12 protein-coding genes and 1 pseudogene are annotated in these 14507 nt (G+C 73.4%); 4 read left to right on the top strand and 9 right to left on the bottom strand.

Features of this window, described 5'->3' with window-relative positions:
* Positions 1–132 precede the first annotated feature (132 nt).
* The 4 genes and pseudogenes from ACZ6AQ_RS08200 to ACZ6AQ_RS08185 all read right to left on the bottom strand — a co-directional run.
* A pseudogene (locus ACZ6AQ_RS08200) lies at positions 133–402 on the bottom strand (helix-turn-helix domain-containing protein); the annotation flags it as partial.
* Positions 395–1219 (bottom strand): MBL fold metallo-hydrolase, encoded by an 825-nt coding sequence (locus ACZ6AQ_RS08195; protein ID WP_468758387.1) that lies wholly within the window; start codon positions 1217–1219, stop codon positions 395–397. The gene ACZ6AQ_RS08195 and the pseudogene ACZ6AQ_RS08200, both read right to left, overlap by 8 nt.
* Before the next feature lie 181 nt (positions 1220–1400).
* Positions 1401–2057, bottom strand: coding sequence for a hypothetical protein (locus ACZ6AQ_RS08190; protein ID WP_468758385.1), 657 nt, complete (start codon positions 2055–2057; stop codon positions 1401–1403).
* Positions 2058–2573: 516 nt separating this feature from the next.
* A complete protein-coding gene (locus tag ACZ6AQ_RS08185) occupies positions 2574–2936 on the bottom strand; it encodes a hypothetical protein (protein ID WP_388696914.1) in 363 nt (120 codons plus the stop codon).
* 340 nt (positions 2937–3276) lie between these two features.
* Between ACZ6AQ_RS08185 and ACZ6AQ_RS08180 the strand changes: the two genes are divergently transcribed.
* Together ACZ6AQ_RS08180 and ACZ6AQ_RS08175 are read left to right on the top strand one after the other, a co-directional pair.
* Positions 3277–3450: a CsbD family protein gene (locus ACZ6AQ_RS08180; RefSeq protein WP_468758383.1), complete on the top strand. Its 174-nt coding sequence runs from the start codon at positions 3277–3279 to the stop codon at positions 3448–3450.
* 94 nt (positions 3451–3544) lie between these two features.
* Positions 3545–4372, top strand: a complete 828-nt coding sequence (locus ACZ6AQ_RS08175) for a restriction endonuclease (RefSeq protein WP_468758381.1) — start codon at positions 3545–3547, stop codon at positions 4370–4372.
* A gap of 128 nt (positions 4373–4500) precedes the next feature.
* On the opposite strand, the gene ACZ6AQ_RS08170 is transcribed toward ACZ6AQ_RS08175, so the two are convergent.
* The 5 genes from ACZ6AQ_RS08170 to ACZ6AQ_RS08150 all read right to left on the bottom strand — a co-directional run bounded on the left by ACZ6AQ_RS08170 (position 4501) and on the right by ACZ6AQ_RS08150 (position 11283).
* On the bottom strand, positions 4501–5673 hold the full coding sequence (locus tag ACZ6AQ_RS08170) for an XdhC family protein (protein ID WP_468758380.1): 1173 nt from the start codon (positions 5671–5673) through the stop codon (positions 4501–4503).
* Between the two features lie 39 nt (positions 5674–5712).
* Complete coding sequence (locus ACZ6AQ_RS08165; protein WP_468758379.1) at positions 5713–7179, bottom strand: NCS2 family permease; 1467 nt, start codon at positions 7177–7179, stop codon at positions 5713–5715.
* A gap of 200 nt (positions 7180–7379) precedes the next feature.
* Positions 7380–9785 (bottom strand): xanthine dehydrogenase subunit D, encoded by a 2406-nt coding sequence (gene pucD / locus ACZ6AQ_RS08160; protein WP_468758377.1) that lies wholly within the window; start codon positions 9783–9785, stop codon positions 7380–7382.
* Positions 9782–10390, bottom strand: a complete 609-nt coding sequence (locus ACZ6AQ_RS08155; protein WP_468758576.1) for a (2Fe-2S)-binding protein — start codon at positions 10388–10390, stop codon at positions 9782–9784. The genes pucD and ACZ6AQ_RS08155 overlap by 4 nt, the downstream gene beginning before the upstream one ends.
* A gap of 2 nt (positions 10391–10392) precedes the next feature.
* Positions 10393–11283 carry an FAD binding domain-containing protein gene (locus ACZ6AQ_RS08150; protein ID WP_468758375.1) on the bottom strand — a complete coding sequence of 297 codons (891 nt, stop codon included), beginning with the start codon at positions 11281–11283 and terminating at the stop codon, positions 10393–10395.
* Between the two features lie 306 nt (positions 11284–11589).
* On the opposite strand from ACZ6AQ_RS08150, the gene ACZ6AQ_RS08145 reads away from it, so the two are divergent.
* Both ACZ6AQ_RS08145 and ACZ6AQ_RS08140 read left to right on the top strand, forming a co-directional pair.
* Positions 11590–13287 carry a PucR family transcriptional regulator gene (locus ACZ6AQ_RS08145; RefSeq protein WP_468758373.1) on the top strand — a complete coding sequence of 566 codons (1698 nt, stop codon included), beginning with the start codon at positions 11590–11592 and terminating at the stop codon, positions 13285–13287.
* Positions 13288–13700: 413 nt separating this feature from the next.
* On the top strand, positions 13701–14489 hold the full coding sequence (locus tag ACZ6AQ_RS08140) for a hypothetical protein (RefSeq protein WP_468758371.1): 789 nt from the start codon (positions 13701–13703) through the stop codon (positions 14487–14489).
* Positions 14490–14507 lie beyond the last annotated feature (18 nt).

The following is a 14507-nucleotide window of genomic DNA, read 5'->3' as shown; positions in this document are numbered from 1 at the left end:
AAATGGCGAGGTGAGACGCCGCCTTCGCGCCGAAACGCCGTGCTGAACGCTCTCCCAGAGGGCATTCGATCGAGGCGAATTTCCCTTTCTTTTCCAGCAGGCCCCCCACCAGGCTGATGTTGTCCCGTCCGTCATGCCGTGGCGTTTGTGTTTCCCGGAGTGGTACGGGGTGTCGGCGGCGATCCCGATGCCGAACCCCGCCGCGAGCCGGGCGTAGGTGTCACCGCACCGCAGGTGGGCCGGGGCGGGCAGGGCCCGACGTGCCACGGGAAGCCGCCGCCACCGCGTCCCGACCACCAGGAGCTTCGTCGTCGCGCGGGACGGTCCAACGCGTTCAGCCTGCCGGCTCCGGAGAGGCTCACCGGCAGGGGAGTCTTGTGGCGGAAGCAGCCTGCTAGCCAGGCGTCCCGTCGCGCTTGCTTCGTCGGGCGAGGTTTCGGGCCTGCCCTTCGTGGATGCTGCTTGCCCACTCCCAGCCGGGTTTGGGCGATACGACCCGTGGGTCGCTGGACACCCGGGCGTCACGCAGGTCCTCCACGTACGCTCGATCCAGTTTGATCCTTGCGCGTACCTCCTCGTCTCTGGCGGGGGACCCATGTCCGGGGATGAGGACATCGACGTCGTCCGCTACGACCTCGAGCAGCCCCAGCCCGACCAGGTAGTCCTCAACCGGGTCAACGGTGTCGTCGAGCATGGGAACGAAGACGTCGGAGAGCATGTCGCCGGCGATGAGAACCCGGCGTTCTTCGATCAACAGGGCCGCATGGCCCGGGGCGTGCGCCGGATGCTCGATGATCCGCACCTTGGGGCCGTCCCAGGGAAGCCGCGCGGTTTCAGCGGGCAGACCAGTGATCAGGCCGTACAGGTCGAGCGGTGTGTCCTCGGCGATTTCCGGCGGCAGCCCCTCGGTGACGCCGGCCTTCCAGTCCGCGTTCGACAACGCATCCCGCATGAAGTCCGCGCAGCGGGCCGTGCCGTAACGAGGCACTTCGCCGAGTTCAGGGTGCCAGAGCACGTGATCCCAATCGGGATGCGTCGAGAACCCTGCCACCACGGGCCGGCCCAGCTGTCGGAGGTCGTTCGCCAGACAGGTCATTTCGGCGCCGGTGATCCCGGCGTCCACGAGCAGCACGCCGTCCCTGCCCTGCACGACAACGGTGTTGTTCTCGAGCAACTCACTCTGGTGGATCAGCACACCCTCGGCGACCTGCTTCAGCATGGGTCCCTCCCCGTTTGATGTCCGCACCCTGCCAGAGGGTGTGGCGCACATCAACACAACCGGACGGGGGCGCGTGACGGCGACTCTGCGGCGAGACCGTCCACGGAGGCTTCTTCAGGGGCCAACCCGCGTCAGTTGAGGACCCGGAGACGGCCCTTCGGGCTGGAAGAGGCTCACCGACTTATTGGATCAGGTCGGTATGCGTGTAGCACGTCGGGCAGACGTAGAGCTGCAGATGATTCGCGTCGGAGACCTGGATCCCGGGCGGGTTCGACACGGGGTCGTTGTCGAGCACGGCGATGGATTGGTCCTCGTGCGGGGTCCAACTCCTTCTGTGGTCACGGCATTCGTCCGAGGCGATGGTCAGCAGCGGGCTCATCGCGGCGCCGCAGTTGATACAGAACCGGGCGACGGGATCGGTGAGGCCCCAAGGTGCCCATCCACCGACCTTCCAGCCAGGGGCCTCCGACAGCTCGTTCATGTAGAACTCCTGCGGAGCGGCCTCATGGCGATCGTCCATCTCGACTCCGGCCGCCTTCCACAGGCTCCGGTCGCTCAGCTGCCGCTGCAACTCCTCGTCCAACTCAAGGAAGTTGGGGTACTCGGTGACTTGCTCCGGTGCGAGCACGCACGGCTCCGGCGCGTAGCCGTACTGCACCTCGCTCGGCCTGGGCGGCGAGGCGAGGACGTGGGTGACGTCGGCGGCGGTTCGCCAGAACAGCTCGGTCGTGGGCTTGTACTCCGGCGGGTGCTCCGAGGGACACCACAGCACCTGGAGCAGATCGGTCCGTCCGGGCGTCCGCAGCAGGGGCACGTCGCGCGCGTACAGCTGGGCCACGGGCAGAAGGGGGGAAACCGGACCTTCGTGCCACTTGTCGCAGTACAGCCACGGCTGGCTGGAGGGCCACAGCAGCGGCCCGCCGACCGAACTGTCGTATGGGGACGGAGAGCCGGGGCGGGGATGCAGCCGGGTCGCCGTGCGGGCCAGCGGGGCCAGCCGAGGGAAGGCCGCGGCCACGTCGATAGGCCGTGGTGGAGTGGTACGGGAGACGTTCACAGAGGCGATGTTGCCAGCAGCCTCTGACAATCGGCGTACGGCGAGATCGGCCGCAGCTCCGCCCTCTCCTCCGAAGACCCCCGTCGCGTCGGCATCGGTACCCCGCTCCCTCGCCCACCAGGTCCAGCGCGTTCCACTCGGGAGCCGAGGCATCAAGTCATTCTCGTGAACGGTCATCCGCGGGAGTTCCGCGAGAGCCCCCGCTTCGTCCTCGTCCCCGCGCTCCGCGAGGAACTCGAAGTCCTGCTCCCCGCCGACCGCCCCGGTCCGGCCGCGAGGGGCCGTGCGGCGGAGGAGTCAGAGGGCCGTGAAGAGGTCCCCGGGCGCCCCGTCCACGACGAAGCCGTTGTCGAAGCGGACGCGGACGCGCGGGCGGGGTCCCCGCTCCCGGTGCGCGGTCCACGCCGGTTCCAGGGAAGCGATCTGCTCTTCGAGCCGCTTCCTGCTGTCCGGGGGCATCTGGTGGCCGAAGTCGCCCAGGAGCGACGTGAGCCGTTCGTACTCGCGGACGTCCCGCTCCGGCTCCCGCTCCTCGTCCACCCGCTCGACGGTGCCCTCGGCGCCCGCCCCCAGGGCCAGGAAACAGGCGTCCGTCCCCGGTACGGACCCGCCGGCCGGGACGGCCTCTCCGGACAGCCCGAGGTCCACCGCCAGCCTCACGCGCCGGCCTTCTTCCCACATCGTCGTTCCTTCGTCTACGAGACGGCCGGACCGTGCCCGCGTACGCGCGGCACGGCCCCCTGACGGCCATTGTCGCGGGTCGGGCGCGGAGTTCCGGCACCGCCTCCGGAAGGGCCCCGGAGAGACCGGAAGGGCCGGGGGCACCGGAAGGGGCGCGGGAGCCGCAAGGACCGCGGGAGCCGCAAGGGGCGAAGAATCCGGTTCCCCGCGTTTCGGGAACGGGTTCACGGTTATGCGGATTTCCACCACGGACAGAGGAACGCACGAGAACACGAGAACACGGGAACCCGGAGCCACGGTTTCCCGGAGAGGAGTCACCATGTCGGGCGACGAGAAGATGCGGGCCAAGGGCGAGCAGGTCAAGGGCGCGATCAAGGAGACCACGGGCCGCGCGCTCGGCAACGAGCGGATGGCCGGCGAGGGCCGCGCCGAGCGGGCGAAGGGTGACGCCCGCGAGGCCAAGGAGAAGACGAAGGACGCCTTCAGGCACTGAGCCGCAGAACCGGCGCCGCCGCGGACCCCGCACCCGTCCCGGGTGGGGGGCCGCGGCGCGCGTGGAGCCGTACACGAGCGAGGGAGGGGTCCGGATGAGGGCGACCGGGAAGAACAGTGCGACGGCCCGGCGCGGCCCCGTGGCCGTCGGGCGCGATCTGGTGCTCGCGATCGGGCTCACGGGGATATGCGTCGGCGGCTTGGCCCTCTTCTTCAAGACGGCCGAGGCGGCGGGGAGCCGCGGGTCGGGGGTCCCGGCCGCCGTTCTGGTGGCGCTCGCCGCCCTCGGCGCGCTGGCCGTCGGTCTCGCGATGGTCCGGAGGAGCGCGTCGGCCGTCCGCGACCGCCGGGCCCGGCGCCCGGCCGGGCCCGGGACGCCGGCCGGGCCCGGGACGCCGGCCGGCCCGTACGACCCCGGCGCGGCCGATCCGTACGACTCCGGTGTGCCCGGCGCGACGGAGGCGTACGGCGAGCCCGTGGTGCCCGACGTCGGGGCCGGGGCCCTGGACCACGCGGCGGTCGACGCGGACGGTTTCGAGCACACGGTGGCCGCGCTCTGCGCCCGGGACGGCTGCACCCCCGTGGAAGTGGTGGGCGGGGCGGGCGACCTGGGCGCCGACGTGATCGCGACGACCGTGGACGGCCGCCGCCTGGTGATCCAGTGCAAGCACTACGCCGAGACCAACCGGGTGGGCTCCCAGGACCTCCAGAGGTTCGGCGGCACCTGTTTCACCGTCCACGGGGCCGACGTGGCCGTGGTCGTGACCACCAGTTCCTTCACCGCGCCGGCCGCCGAGTACGCCGCCACGTGCGGAATCCTCTGTGTCGACGGCGAGGCCCTGACGGCCTGGACCGACCAGACCGCTCCTCCCCCGTGGGACGCGCTCCCGGCGGACCCGGCCTCCCTGACCGAACCGGCGTGACCTCCCCGGCCGTACCGGCGTGCGGCATGCGGCCCGGCACCGGCCGCCCCCTCCGCCCGGTGAACAGCGTTGCCGGCACCGGCGCCTGACACCCGGTCCGGCCGGCCGCCCCCGTGTACCGACCCCGGCTACAGCTCCCCGGCCACCGCTTCCCGGGCCGTGTCCCCCGGCCCGCCGGCCGGTTCCGGGGGTCCGTCGTGGTGGATGGGGGTGTGGGCGCCGGCGAGGGGCACCCCGCTGCCGCCCCGGCGGTGGGCGACGATCTCGGCGCCGATCGACAGGGCGGTCTCCTCCGGCGTACGGGCACCGAGGTCCAGGCCGATCGGGGAGCGCAGGCGGGCGAGTTCGGCCTCGGTGACGCCGGCCTCGCGCAGCCGTTCGTTGCGGTCCTCGTGGGTGCGGCGGGAGCCCATGGCGCCGACGTAGGCGACGGGGAGCCGGAGGGCCACTTCGAGCAGGGGCACGTCGAACTTGGCGTCGTGGGTGAGGACGCACAGCACGGTCCGGCCGTCGAGTCCCCCCGCGGCGGAGACGGCCTCCAGATAGCGGTGGGGCCACTCGACCACGATCTCGTCGGCCTCGGGGAAGCGGGTCCGGGTGGCGAAGACGGGCCGCGCGTCGCAGACGGTGACGCGGTAGCCGAGGAACTTCCCCACCCGTACGAGCGCGGACGCGAAGTCGACGGCACCGAAGACGATCATGCGCGGGGCCGGGACCGAGGACTCGACCAGGAGGGTCAGCGGCTGCCCGCAGCGGCTGCCGTCCTCGCCGATCTCCACGGTGCCGGTGCGGCCCGCGTCGAGCAGCGCGCGGGCCGCGCCGGCCGCGGCGCGGTCCCGTGCCGGGGGGCCGCCGAGACTTCCCTCGTACGAGCCGTCGGGGCGGACCAGGAGCGCGCGCCCGAGCAGGCCGTCCGGACCGGCGACGATCCGGGCCAGGGCCGCCGTCTCCCCCGCCGCGGCGGCCGCGAGCGCGGCGGGGACGACCCCGCCGCGGACCGGGGAGACGAGGACGTCGATGGTCCCGCCGCAGGTCAGACCCACCGCGAAGGCGTCCTCGTCGCTGTAGCCGAAGCGCTCGGCGACGGTCCGGCCGTCGTCGAGCGCCTGGACGCAGAGGTCGTACACCGCGCCCTCCACGCACCCCCCGGAGACCGATCCGATCGCCGTGCCCCCGCCGTCGACGGCGAGGGCGGCGCCCGGCTGCCGGGGCGCGCTGCCGCCGACCGCCACCACGGTGGCGACGGCGACGTCGCGCCCCTGCCCGACCCACCGGTGCAGCTCTTCGGCGATGTCCAGCATCTCGGTTCTCCTCGGGAGGTGCGGGAGGGCCGCCGGGCGTCAGCCGACGCCGAACCAGCCCTCGATCGGATGGATGGCGAAGTACACGAGGAAGATCGCCGTCAGGGCCCACACGAAGGCGCCCACCTCCCGCACCTTCCCCTGTGCCGTCTTGATCACCGCGTAGGAGATGACACCGGCGGCGACGCCCGTCGTGATGGTGTAAGTGAACGGCATCAGGACCACGGTGAGGAACACCGGGATCGCCACGGAGCGGTCGCCCCAGTCCACGTGCCGGGCGTTCTGCATCATCATCGAGCCGATGACGACCAGGGCGGCGGCGGCGACCTCCTGCGGCACGATCGCGGTCAGCGGGGTGAAGAAGAGGCAGAGGGCGAAGAACCCGCCGGTGACCACGGAGGCCAGGCCCGTACGGGCGCCCTCGCCGACGCCGGTGGCGGACTCCACGAAGACCGTCTGGCCCGAGGCGCCGCCCGCGCCGCCGACGATCCCGCCGGCGCCGTCGATGAAGAGGGCCTTGGAGAGGCCGGGCATGCGGCCCTGTTCGTCGGCGAGCTTCGCCTCGGTGCCGACGCCGAGGATGGTCGCCATGGCGTCGAAGAAACCGGCGAGCACCAGGGTGAAGACGATCATGGTGATCGTGAGGTAGCCGACGTCGCCCCAGCCGGTGAAGGACACCTTTCCGAAGAGCGAGAAGTCCGGTGCGGAGACCGCGCCGCCACCGAGTTCCGGCGGACCGGAGAACCACGCCTTGGCGGGTATGTCGGCGACCGCGTTGACGATCACCGCGACGACCGTTCCGGCGACGATGCCGATGAGGAGCGCGCCGGGGACGTTGCGGGCCTGGAGCGCGAAGATCAGCAGCAGGGTGACGGCGAAGATCAGGACGGGCCAGCCCTGGAGCTCACCGGCCGGGCCGAGGGTGACGGGGCCGCCGCCCGGGGCGGGGTTCTCGTGCACGAAACCGGCCTTCACGAAGCCGATGATCGCGATGAAGAGGCCGATGCCGATGGTGATGGCGTGCTTCAGGGCGAGCGGGATCGCGTTCATCACCATCTCGCGGAGGCCGGTGACGACCAGGAGACAGATCACCGCGCCGTAGACCACGGACATGCCCATGGCCTGCGGCCAGGTCATGACGGGGGCGACCTGCGAGGCCATCACGCCGGAGACGCTCAGGCCGGCGGCCAGGGCGAGCGGCACCTTGCCCCAGAAACCCATGAGGAGGGTCGTCACGGCGGCCGTGAGGGCGGTGGCGGTGATGAGCGCCGGCTGGCCGAGCAGGTTCCCCTCGACGTCCTTGCCGCCGAGGATCAGGGGGTTGAGGAGGAGGATGTACGCCATCGCCATGAAGGTGGTGACGCCGCCGCGCACCTCCGTGGCGACGGTGGAGCCTCTCTCCGAGATGTGGAAGTACCGGTCGAGCCAGGACCTTCCCGCGGGGTTGCGCGAGCCGGGGCCCGCGTCCTCCGCGGTGGTCCTGGGCTCCACTGACGACTGGGTCATGGGGCCTGCTCCCAAGGTTCAAAGGGGCACCCGCGCCGGGCGCCGGAGGGTTCCGGTCCGTCGAAGAGCGCGGGATTCGGGATGGTGCGTGGCCGCACGACCCGGGGGACGGCCCGGGGCGGACGGGGTGGTGCGGACTCCGGGCGGTACGGGCGGGGAAGGGTGGCGTCCCCGGGACGAGCCGTACCGCCCGGAGGCGTCTACTGGGTGCCGGTGAGCGCTTCGGGGCGGACCGGCACCTTGTTCAGCTCCAGTCCCGTCGCGTCCCGGATCGCCGCGAGGACGGCCGGGGTGGACGACAGGGTCGGGGCCTCGCCGACTCCCCGCAGGCCGTACGGCGCGTGGGGATCGGCGAGTTCGAGCACGTCGACCGGGAGGTCCGGCGTGTCGAGGACCGTCGGGATCAGGTAGTCCGTGAAGGAGGGGTTGCGCACCTTCGCGGTGTCCGGGTCCACGACGATCTCCTCCATCAGCGCGATGCCCAGGCCCTGGACGGTGCCGCCCTGGATCTGGCCGACGGTGGAGAGCATGTTGAGCGCCCTGCCCACGTCCTGGGCGGTGGCGAGTTCGACGACCTTGACCAGGCCGAGCCCGGTGTCCACCTCGACCACCGCGCGGTGGGCGGCGAAGGCGTACTGGACGTGGCCGCCGCCCCGGCCGGTGACCGGGTCGAGGGGGACGGTCGGGCGGTGGCGGAACTCCCGCACGACGTCGATCGGGTCCTCGCCCTCCAGCACGTCGGCCAGGGTCGCGAGGACCTCGCCGTCGCCGGTGACGATCCCGCCGTCCGCCAGGAGGAGCCCGGCGGCCGGCCAGACGGGGCGGCGGGCACCGTTCTTGCGGCGGGCGATCTCCAGGACCTCCTCGCGGACGGCCTCGCACGCCTTCTTCACCGCGCCGCCGGTCATGTACGTCTGCCGGGAGGCGGACGTCGAACCGGCGGAGCCGACCCGGGTGTCGGCGGGCTGGATGGTCACCCGGGCGACGCCCAGCTCCGTGCGGGCGATCTGGGCGTGCACGGTGACGCCGCCCTGCCCGACCTCGGCCATGGCCGTGTGGACGGTGACGACGGGTTCGCCGTTGACGGCCCGGAGGACCACGCGGGCGGTCGAGTAGTCGTCGAAGCCCTCGGAGAAGCCGACGTTCTTGATGCCGACGGCGTAGCCGACGCCCCGGACGACGTCCTCGCCGTGGGTGGTGTGGGAGAGGCCGCCGGGCAGCGCGCGGATGTCCGCGTCCTCGCCGGCGGTCTCCCACTGGCGCTCGGGCGGCATCGGGCGCTCCTTGACCCGGCGCAGCAGTTCGGCGACCGGGGCGGGCGAGTCGACGACCTGGCCGGTGGGCATGACCGTGCCCTGCTCCATGGCGTTGATCCGCCGGAACTCCACCGGGTCCATGCCGAGTTCCTTCGCGAGCCGGTCCATCTGCGCCTCGTACGCGAAGCACGCCTGGACGGCGCCGAAGCCGCGCATGGCGCCGCAGGGCGGGTTGTTGGTGTAGAGGGCGAGCGCCTCGATCTCGACGGCGTCGATCGCGTACGGTCCGGCGCCGAGCGAGGCGGCGTTGCCGACGACGGCCGGGGAGGACGAGGCGTAGGCGCCGCCGTCGAGGACGATCCGGGCCCTGAGGTGGGTGAGCCGGCCGTCCCTGGTGGCGCCGTGCTCGTAGTGGAGTCGGGCCGGGTGGCGGTGGACGTGGCCGAAGAAGGACTCGGAGCGGTCGTAGACGATCTTGACGGGTCTGCCGGTGCGGAGCGCCAGGAGGCAGGCGTGGATCTGCATCGACAGGTCCTCGCGGCCGCCGAAGGCGCCGCCGACGCCGGAGAGCGTCATGCGGACCTTCTCCTCGGGCAGGCCGAGGACGGGGGCGATCTGGCGCAGGTCGGAGTGGAGCCACTGGGTGGCGACGTAGAGGTCCACGCCCCCGTCCTCGGCGGGTACGGCGAGGCCGGACTCCGGGCCGAGGAACGCCTGGTCCTGCATGCCGAAGACGTAGTCGCCCTCCACGATCACGTCGGCCCGCCGCCGGGCCTCCGCCACGTCGCCGCGCACGACCGGCTGGCGGCGCACGACGTTGGGGTGCGGGACGTGGCGGGCGTGGTGGTCGTCGCGGTCCTCGTGGAGCAGCGGCGCGCCGGGGGCGAGGGCGGACGCCTCGTCGGTGACGAGGGGCAGTTCCTCGTACACGACCTTGATCCTGGCGGCGGCGCGGCGGGCGGTCTCCGGGTGGTCGGCGGCGACCAGGGCGACCGGTTCGCCGTGGTGGCGGACCCGGCGGTGGGCGAGGACGGGGGTGTCCCGGATCTCCAGGCCGTAGTGCTTCGTCGCGGTCGGCAGGTCGTCGTGGGTGAGGACGGCGTGCACGCCGGGGGTCGCGAGGGCCCCGGAGACGTCGAGGGAGACGATCTCGGCGTGGGCGACGGTGGAGCGGAGGGTCCGGCCCCACAGCATGTTCTCGTGCCACATGTCGGAGGAGTACGCGAATGCGCCGGTGACCTTGAGGACGCCGTCGGGGCGGAGCGTGGATTCGCCGATGCCGCCCCCGGTGTGGTGCTGGGTGACGTGCGCGGGCGTGCCGGCGGGCACGGTGCGGGTGGTCCGCTTCACGGCCGGTCCGTCCCTTCCCGGCGGGCGGCCGCCAGGCGGACCGCGTCAAGGATCTTCTCGTAGCCCGTGCAGCGGCACAGGTTGCCGGAGAGGGCCTCGCGGATGTCCTGGTCGGACGGGTCGGGCAGCCTCTCCAGGAGTTCGTCGGCCGCGACCAGCAGGCCGGGGGTGCAGAAGCCGCACTGGACGGCTCCGGTGTCGAGGAACGCCCGCTGGACGGGGCTCAGTTCGACGCCCTCGCCGGTCTGCGAGTCCTGGACGGGCCCGGCCTCCCGCTTCCCGGCCGTGCCCGTCGGGGCGGCCGTGCCCGTCGGGGCGGCCGGGGCGCCGCCTTCCCGGCGGGCCTTCTCGCGCCGCCCGGCGAACTCCGCCAGGCCCTCGACGGTGAGGATCTCGCGGCCCTCCGCCTGGCCGGCGGCGACGAGGCAGGAGCAGACGGGCACGCCGTCGAGGCGGACCGTGCAGGAGCCGCACTCGCCCTGCTCGCAGGCGTTCTTGGAACCGGGCAGCCCCAGCCGTTCGCGCAGGACGTGGAGGAGGGACTCACCCTCCCAGACCCCGTCGGCCACCTGCGGGCGCCCGTTGACGGTGAAGGCGACGCGCATCGTCATGCGGCCCCCTCGGACGCGCGGCCGGTGCCGCGGTACCGCTCGCAGGCCCAGCCGAGCTGGCGGCGGGCCATGACGCCGACCGCGTGACGGCGGTACCGGGCGGTGGCCCGGACGTCGTCGATCGGGTCGGTGGCACCGGCGCAGAGGTCGGCGAACCGCCGCGCGACCGACGGGGCGACGGCCCCGCCGCCGTCCCAGAAGCCGCTCTCCTCCAGGGCCGCGTTCAGGAACGCCTCGGCCGCTTCGGCGCGGACCGGGGTCGGCGCGGCGGAGCCGATGCCGGTGCGCACGGTCCGGGTCCGCGCGTGGAGGGCCAGGCCGAAGGCGCAGACGGCGATGACCATCGCGTTGCGGGTGCCGACCTTGGAGTACTGCTGGGGACCGTCCGCCTTCCTGATGTGGACGGCCCTGATGAGTTCGTCCGGCGCGAGGGCGTTGCGCTTCACGCCCGTGTAGAACGCGTCGATCGGGATGAGCCGGCTGCCGCGCACCGAGGCGGCCTCGACCTCGGCGCCCGCGGCGAGCAGGGCCGGGTGGGCGTCCCCGGCGGGCGAGGCGGTGCCGAGGTTGCCCCCGACGCCGCCGCGGTTGCGGATCTGCGGGGAGGCGACCGTGCGCGAGGCGAGCGCCAGGCCCGGCAGCTCGGCCCGCAGGTCCTCCATGATGCGGGTGTACGGGACGCAGGCGCCGAGGCGGACGGTCTCCTCGCCGACCTCCCACTCGCGCAGCGGTCCGATCCGGTTCAGGTCGAGCAGGTACTCGGGACGCCTCCGGTCGAAGTTGATCTCGACCATGACGTCGGTGCCACCCGCGATGGGCACGGCCGTGGGGTGCTCGGCCTTGGCGGCGAGCGCTTCCTCCCAGTCGGCGGGGCGAAGGAAGTCCATGGGGGTTCTCTTCCCGTGGTTCTGGAGATCGGGGGGACGGGCCCGGAGAGACGACCGGCCCTCGGCTTCGGTTCATGTGCTGTTCACGCGGTGTGTGACCCAGTACACAAGTCCACGATCGCCCGGGTGCAGTCACCGAAAACATGAAGGAGTTGGCTGGGGTCCGTCGTCGTCTTGTAGATTCGAACGAAAGACGGAAAAGACGGAAAGCGGCGGCCTCACCGTTTCCCCCCGGAAACACGGCACCGCGACACCGTCCACTGTGCGACACCCACCACCACGGACGAGAAGGACGGCGGCGACACCATGCGGCTGCGCGCACTGCTGGAGAACGACGCGCTGGGGCTGCGCCTGCTCGGCGGCGAGGACGAGATGGACCGCGCCGTCCGGGGCGTGATGACGACGGACCTCAAGGACCCCAGCCGGTACCTGTCCGGCGGCGAACTGGTCCTCACCGGCCTCGCCTGGCTGCGGGAGCCGGCCGACGCCGAGCCCTTCGTCCGCATCCTGACCTCGGCGGGGGTGGCCGCCCTCGCGGCGGGCGAGGCGGAACTCGGGGACGTTCCCGACGCTCTCGTACAGGCGTGTTCGCGCCACCGGCTGCCGCTCTTCGGAGTCAACGAGTCCGTTGCGTTCGCGACGATCACCGAGCACGTCGTCCGGCAGGTCTCCGGCGAACGGGCCGGGGACCTGGCGGCCGTCGTGGACCGGCACCGGCGCCTGATGACCTCCGGCCCGGCGGGCGGCGGCCCCGAGGTCGTCCTCGACCTGCTCGGCTCCGACCTGGACCTGCGGGCCTGGGTCCTCTCCCCCACCGGCCGCCGGATCGCGGGCGCCGGGGAGCCCCTGGACGGCGGGCTCGCCGCCACCCTGGCCGGTGAGCACCTGGCCGCCGCGCGAAGCGGCCGGCGCGGACCGCACCGGGTGACCCGCGGCGGTACGACGTACTCGCTCTTCCCGATCCGCAACACCGGCCGGGGAGCCGCCCCGGCCCCCCGGGACGCGCGCGAGACGGTCCTCTCGGACTGGCTGCTCGCCGTGGAGGCGGACGCCGGGGACTGGCCGGCCGCCCGGCTGGACCTGCTCCAGGGCGTCACCCAGCTGATCGCGGTCGAGCGGGACCGGCGCGACGCGTCCCGCGCGGTGCGGCGCCGGCTCGCCCAGGAGGTCCTGGAGCTGGTGCAGACGGGCGCCGCGCCCGCCGAGATCGCGGCCCGGCTGCGGGTGGCCGCCCCGGTGCTGCTGCCCGGTCTGGGCACGGCGCCGCACTGGCAGGTGGTCGTCGCCCGGGTGGAGTGGGAGCAGGAGGCGGGGCAGGGTCCCGCCGCGGACAACGGGCCGGTCGCGCAGGCGCTCCTGGAGGAGATCCTGGTCGACCCGGCGGCCGTCGGCGCCGACTCGGCCGACCGGATGGCCGTCGCCCACAGCGGGGACGAGGCCGTCGCGCTGGTCCCGCTGGCCTCCGGACCGGCGCCGGACGGCGGGGACGGCGGCCGGACGCCCGCCGCCGGCCTGCACGCGGACGCGCTGCTGGCCGCCGTACGGGCTCCGCTCTCCGCGGGCCTCGCCGACGACGGGCGCCTCACCCTGGGCGTCAGCGCGGCGGTGCACTCGGCGGAGGGGCTGCGGGGGGCCCTGGAGGAGGCCCGGCACGCCCGCCGGGTCGCCGCCGCCCGGCCGGGCCGGGTCTGCGCGGCCGGCCACCACGAGCTGGCCTCGCACGTGCTGCTGCTGCCGTTCGTGCCGGACGACGTCCGCCGGGCGTTCACGGCCCGTCTGCTCGACCCGCTGCGCGACTACGACCGGCGCCACCGGGCGGAGCTGATCCCGACCCTGGAGGCGTTCCTGGACTGCGACGGTTCCTGGACGCGCTGCGCGGCCCGTCTCCACCTGCACGTGAACACGCTGCGGTACCGGGTGGGCCGGATCGAGCAGCTCACCGGCCGCGACCTGTCCCGCCTGGAGGACAAGCTCGACTTCTTCCTGGCGCTGCGGATGAGCTGAGGCGCTCCCCGGAGGAGGGCCCGGGAGAGCCGGGAGGACCGGGAGGGCCGCGCGGGTCCGCGGAGCACCCCGAGGGGCTCGGGCGGGCCCGCAGCGGGCTCGGACGGGCTCGGACGGGCTCGGAAAATCATCCGGGAATTCACTCCTTCGGAGGAGTCCGAAGGAGTGGTGTCCGGGCTGGTGGGGCCCGTCGGCGGGGACGGCCGACGGGTCCTCCTGAGGGCCGGGTCCCGGGCGCTGCGGCGACCTGACGGGTCCTCGGAAGCGTCCCCGGGCACGCTCTCCGCACCGGTCACCCCCTTGTGAAATCTTTCACCCGACCCCTTGGCCGGGTGCTCCCCTTCGTGCTGAGATGCGGGTCTACTCAACAGCTCGATGGCGCGCTCGGGGAGGGCAATGTGGCGGACACCGCCATGTCTGGTTCCGAATCAAGGGGTGGCGAAGAACCGTCCCTCGCCCACGACGGGGAGACGCCCGTGGAGACCGCCGTGTGGCGGCTCCGCTCCCGGGGCTGCTGGACGGACGCGGCCGCCCTGCTCGCGCCGCGCGCCGCCGAACCGGCCGCGGCGCTCGAACGGGCCGCGCTCCTCATCGAGCGCTGCCTCTACACGGAGAAGGGCTGGGCCGACGCGGAGGAGGCCCTCCGGACGGCCGAGGCGGTCGCCCGTACCGACGAGGAACGCGGGGCTGCCGCCTGCGAACGCGGTTACCTCGCCTACGCGTCCACCCTGCTCGGGGTGCGCGACCGGGCCGACGAGGCCCGGATGGCGCTCGGCCGGGCGGCGGCGCTGATCGCCCCCTCCGCCGACGGCCGGCCGTTGCTCGACTTCCGGCGCGGGCTGGTCGCGCAGAACCTCGGCGACTCCCCGCAGGCGGCCCTGGCCGCGTACCGCAGGGCGCACGCGGGGGCGACCGCCCAGGGGGACTCACTGCTGCTCTCCTCCACCTGGCGGCACCTCGCCGGACTGGCCCTGAGGGAAGGCGAGGTGGCCGAAGCCCGGCACGGTTTCGCGGAATCCCTGCGCATCCGGGAGGAGTTGGGCTACCTCGTCGGTACGGCCCCGGCCCTCACCGCCCTGGCCACCACGGAGACGGAGCCGGAGGCCGGGCGCCTGCGGGCCGAGGCACGGCGCCTGTTCCGCCTGCTCGGCGGCGTCCCCACCTGGCTGGCCTCCCAGCTGATTCCCCGTCCGGCCGCCTGAAAAGGCCGCTTCTGAAAG

The organism is Streptomyces sp. NPDC041191 (assembly GCF_055591945.1).
The sequence above is the reverse complement of the archived record's forward strand: the minus strand, read 5'-3'. Positions and strand labels throughout refer to the sequence as shown.

Bases quoted from the DNA above. Each gene is read 5' to 3' on its own strand.
- ACZ6AQ_RS08165 (WP_468758379.1), bottom strand. From the start codon at position 7,179: ATGACCCAGTCGTCAGTGGAGCCCAGGACCACCGCGGAGGACGCGGGC.
- ACZ6AQ_RS08140 (WP_468758371.1), top strand. From the start codon at position 13,701: ATGTCTGGTTCCGAATCAAGGGGTGGCGAAGAACCGTCCCTCGCCCAC.
- ACZ6AQ_RS08155 (WP_468758576.1), bottom strand. From the start codon at position 10,390: ATGCGCGTCGCCTTCACCGTCAACGGGCGCCCGCAGGTGGCCGACGGG.
- ACZ6AQ_RS08195 (WP_468758387.1), bottom strand. From the start codon at position 1,219: ATGCTGAAGCAGGTCGCCGAGGGTGTGCTGATCCACCAGAGTGAGTTG.
- ACZ6AQ_RS08180 (WP_468758383.1), top strand. From the start codon at position 3,277: ATGTCGGGCGACGAGAAGATGCGGGCCAAGGGCGAGCAGGTCAAGGGC.
- ACZ6AQ_RS08170 (WP_468758380.1), bottom strand. From the start codon at position 5,673: ATGCTGGACATCGCCGAAGAGCTGCACCGGTGGGTCGGGCAGGGGCGC.
- ACZ6AQ_RS08150 (WP_468758375.1), bottom strand. From the start codon at position 11,283: ATGGACTTCCTTCGCCCCGCCGACTGGGAGGAAGCGCTCGCCGCCAAG.
- ACZ6AQ_RS08145 (WP_468758373.1), top strand. From the start codon at position 11,590: ATGCGGCTGCGCGCACTGCTGGAGAACGACGCGCTGGGGCTGCGCCTG.
- ACZ6AQ_RS08175 (WP_468758381.1), top strand. From the start codon at position 3,545: ATGAGGGCGACCGGGAAGAACAGTGCGACGGCCCGGCGCGGCCCCGTG.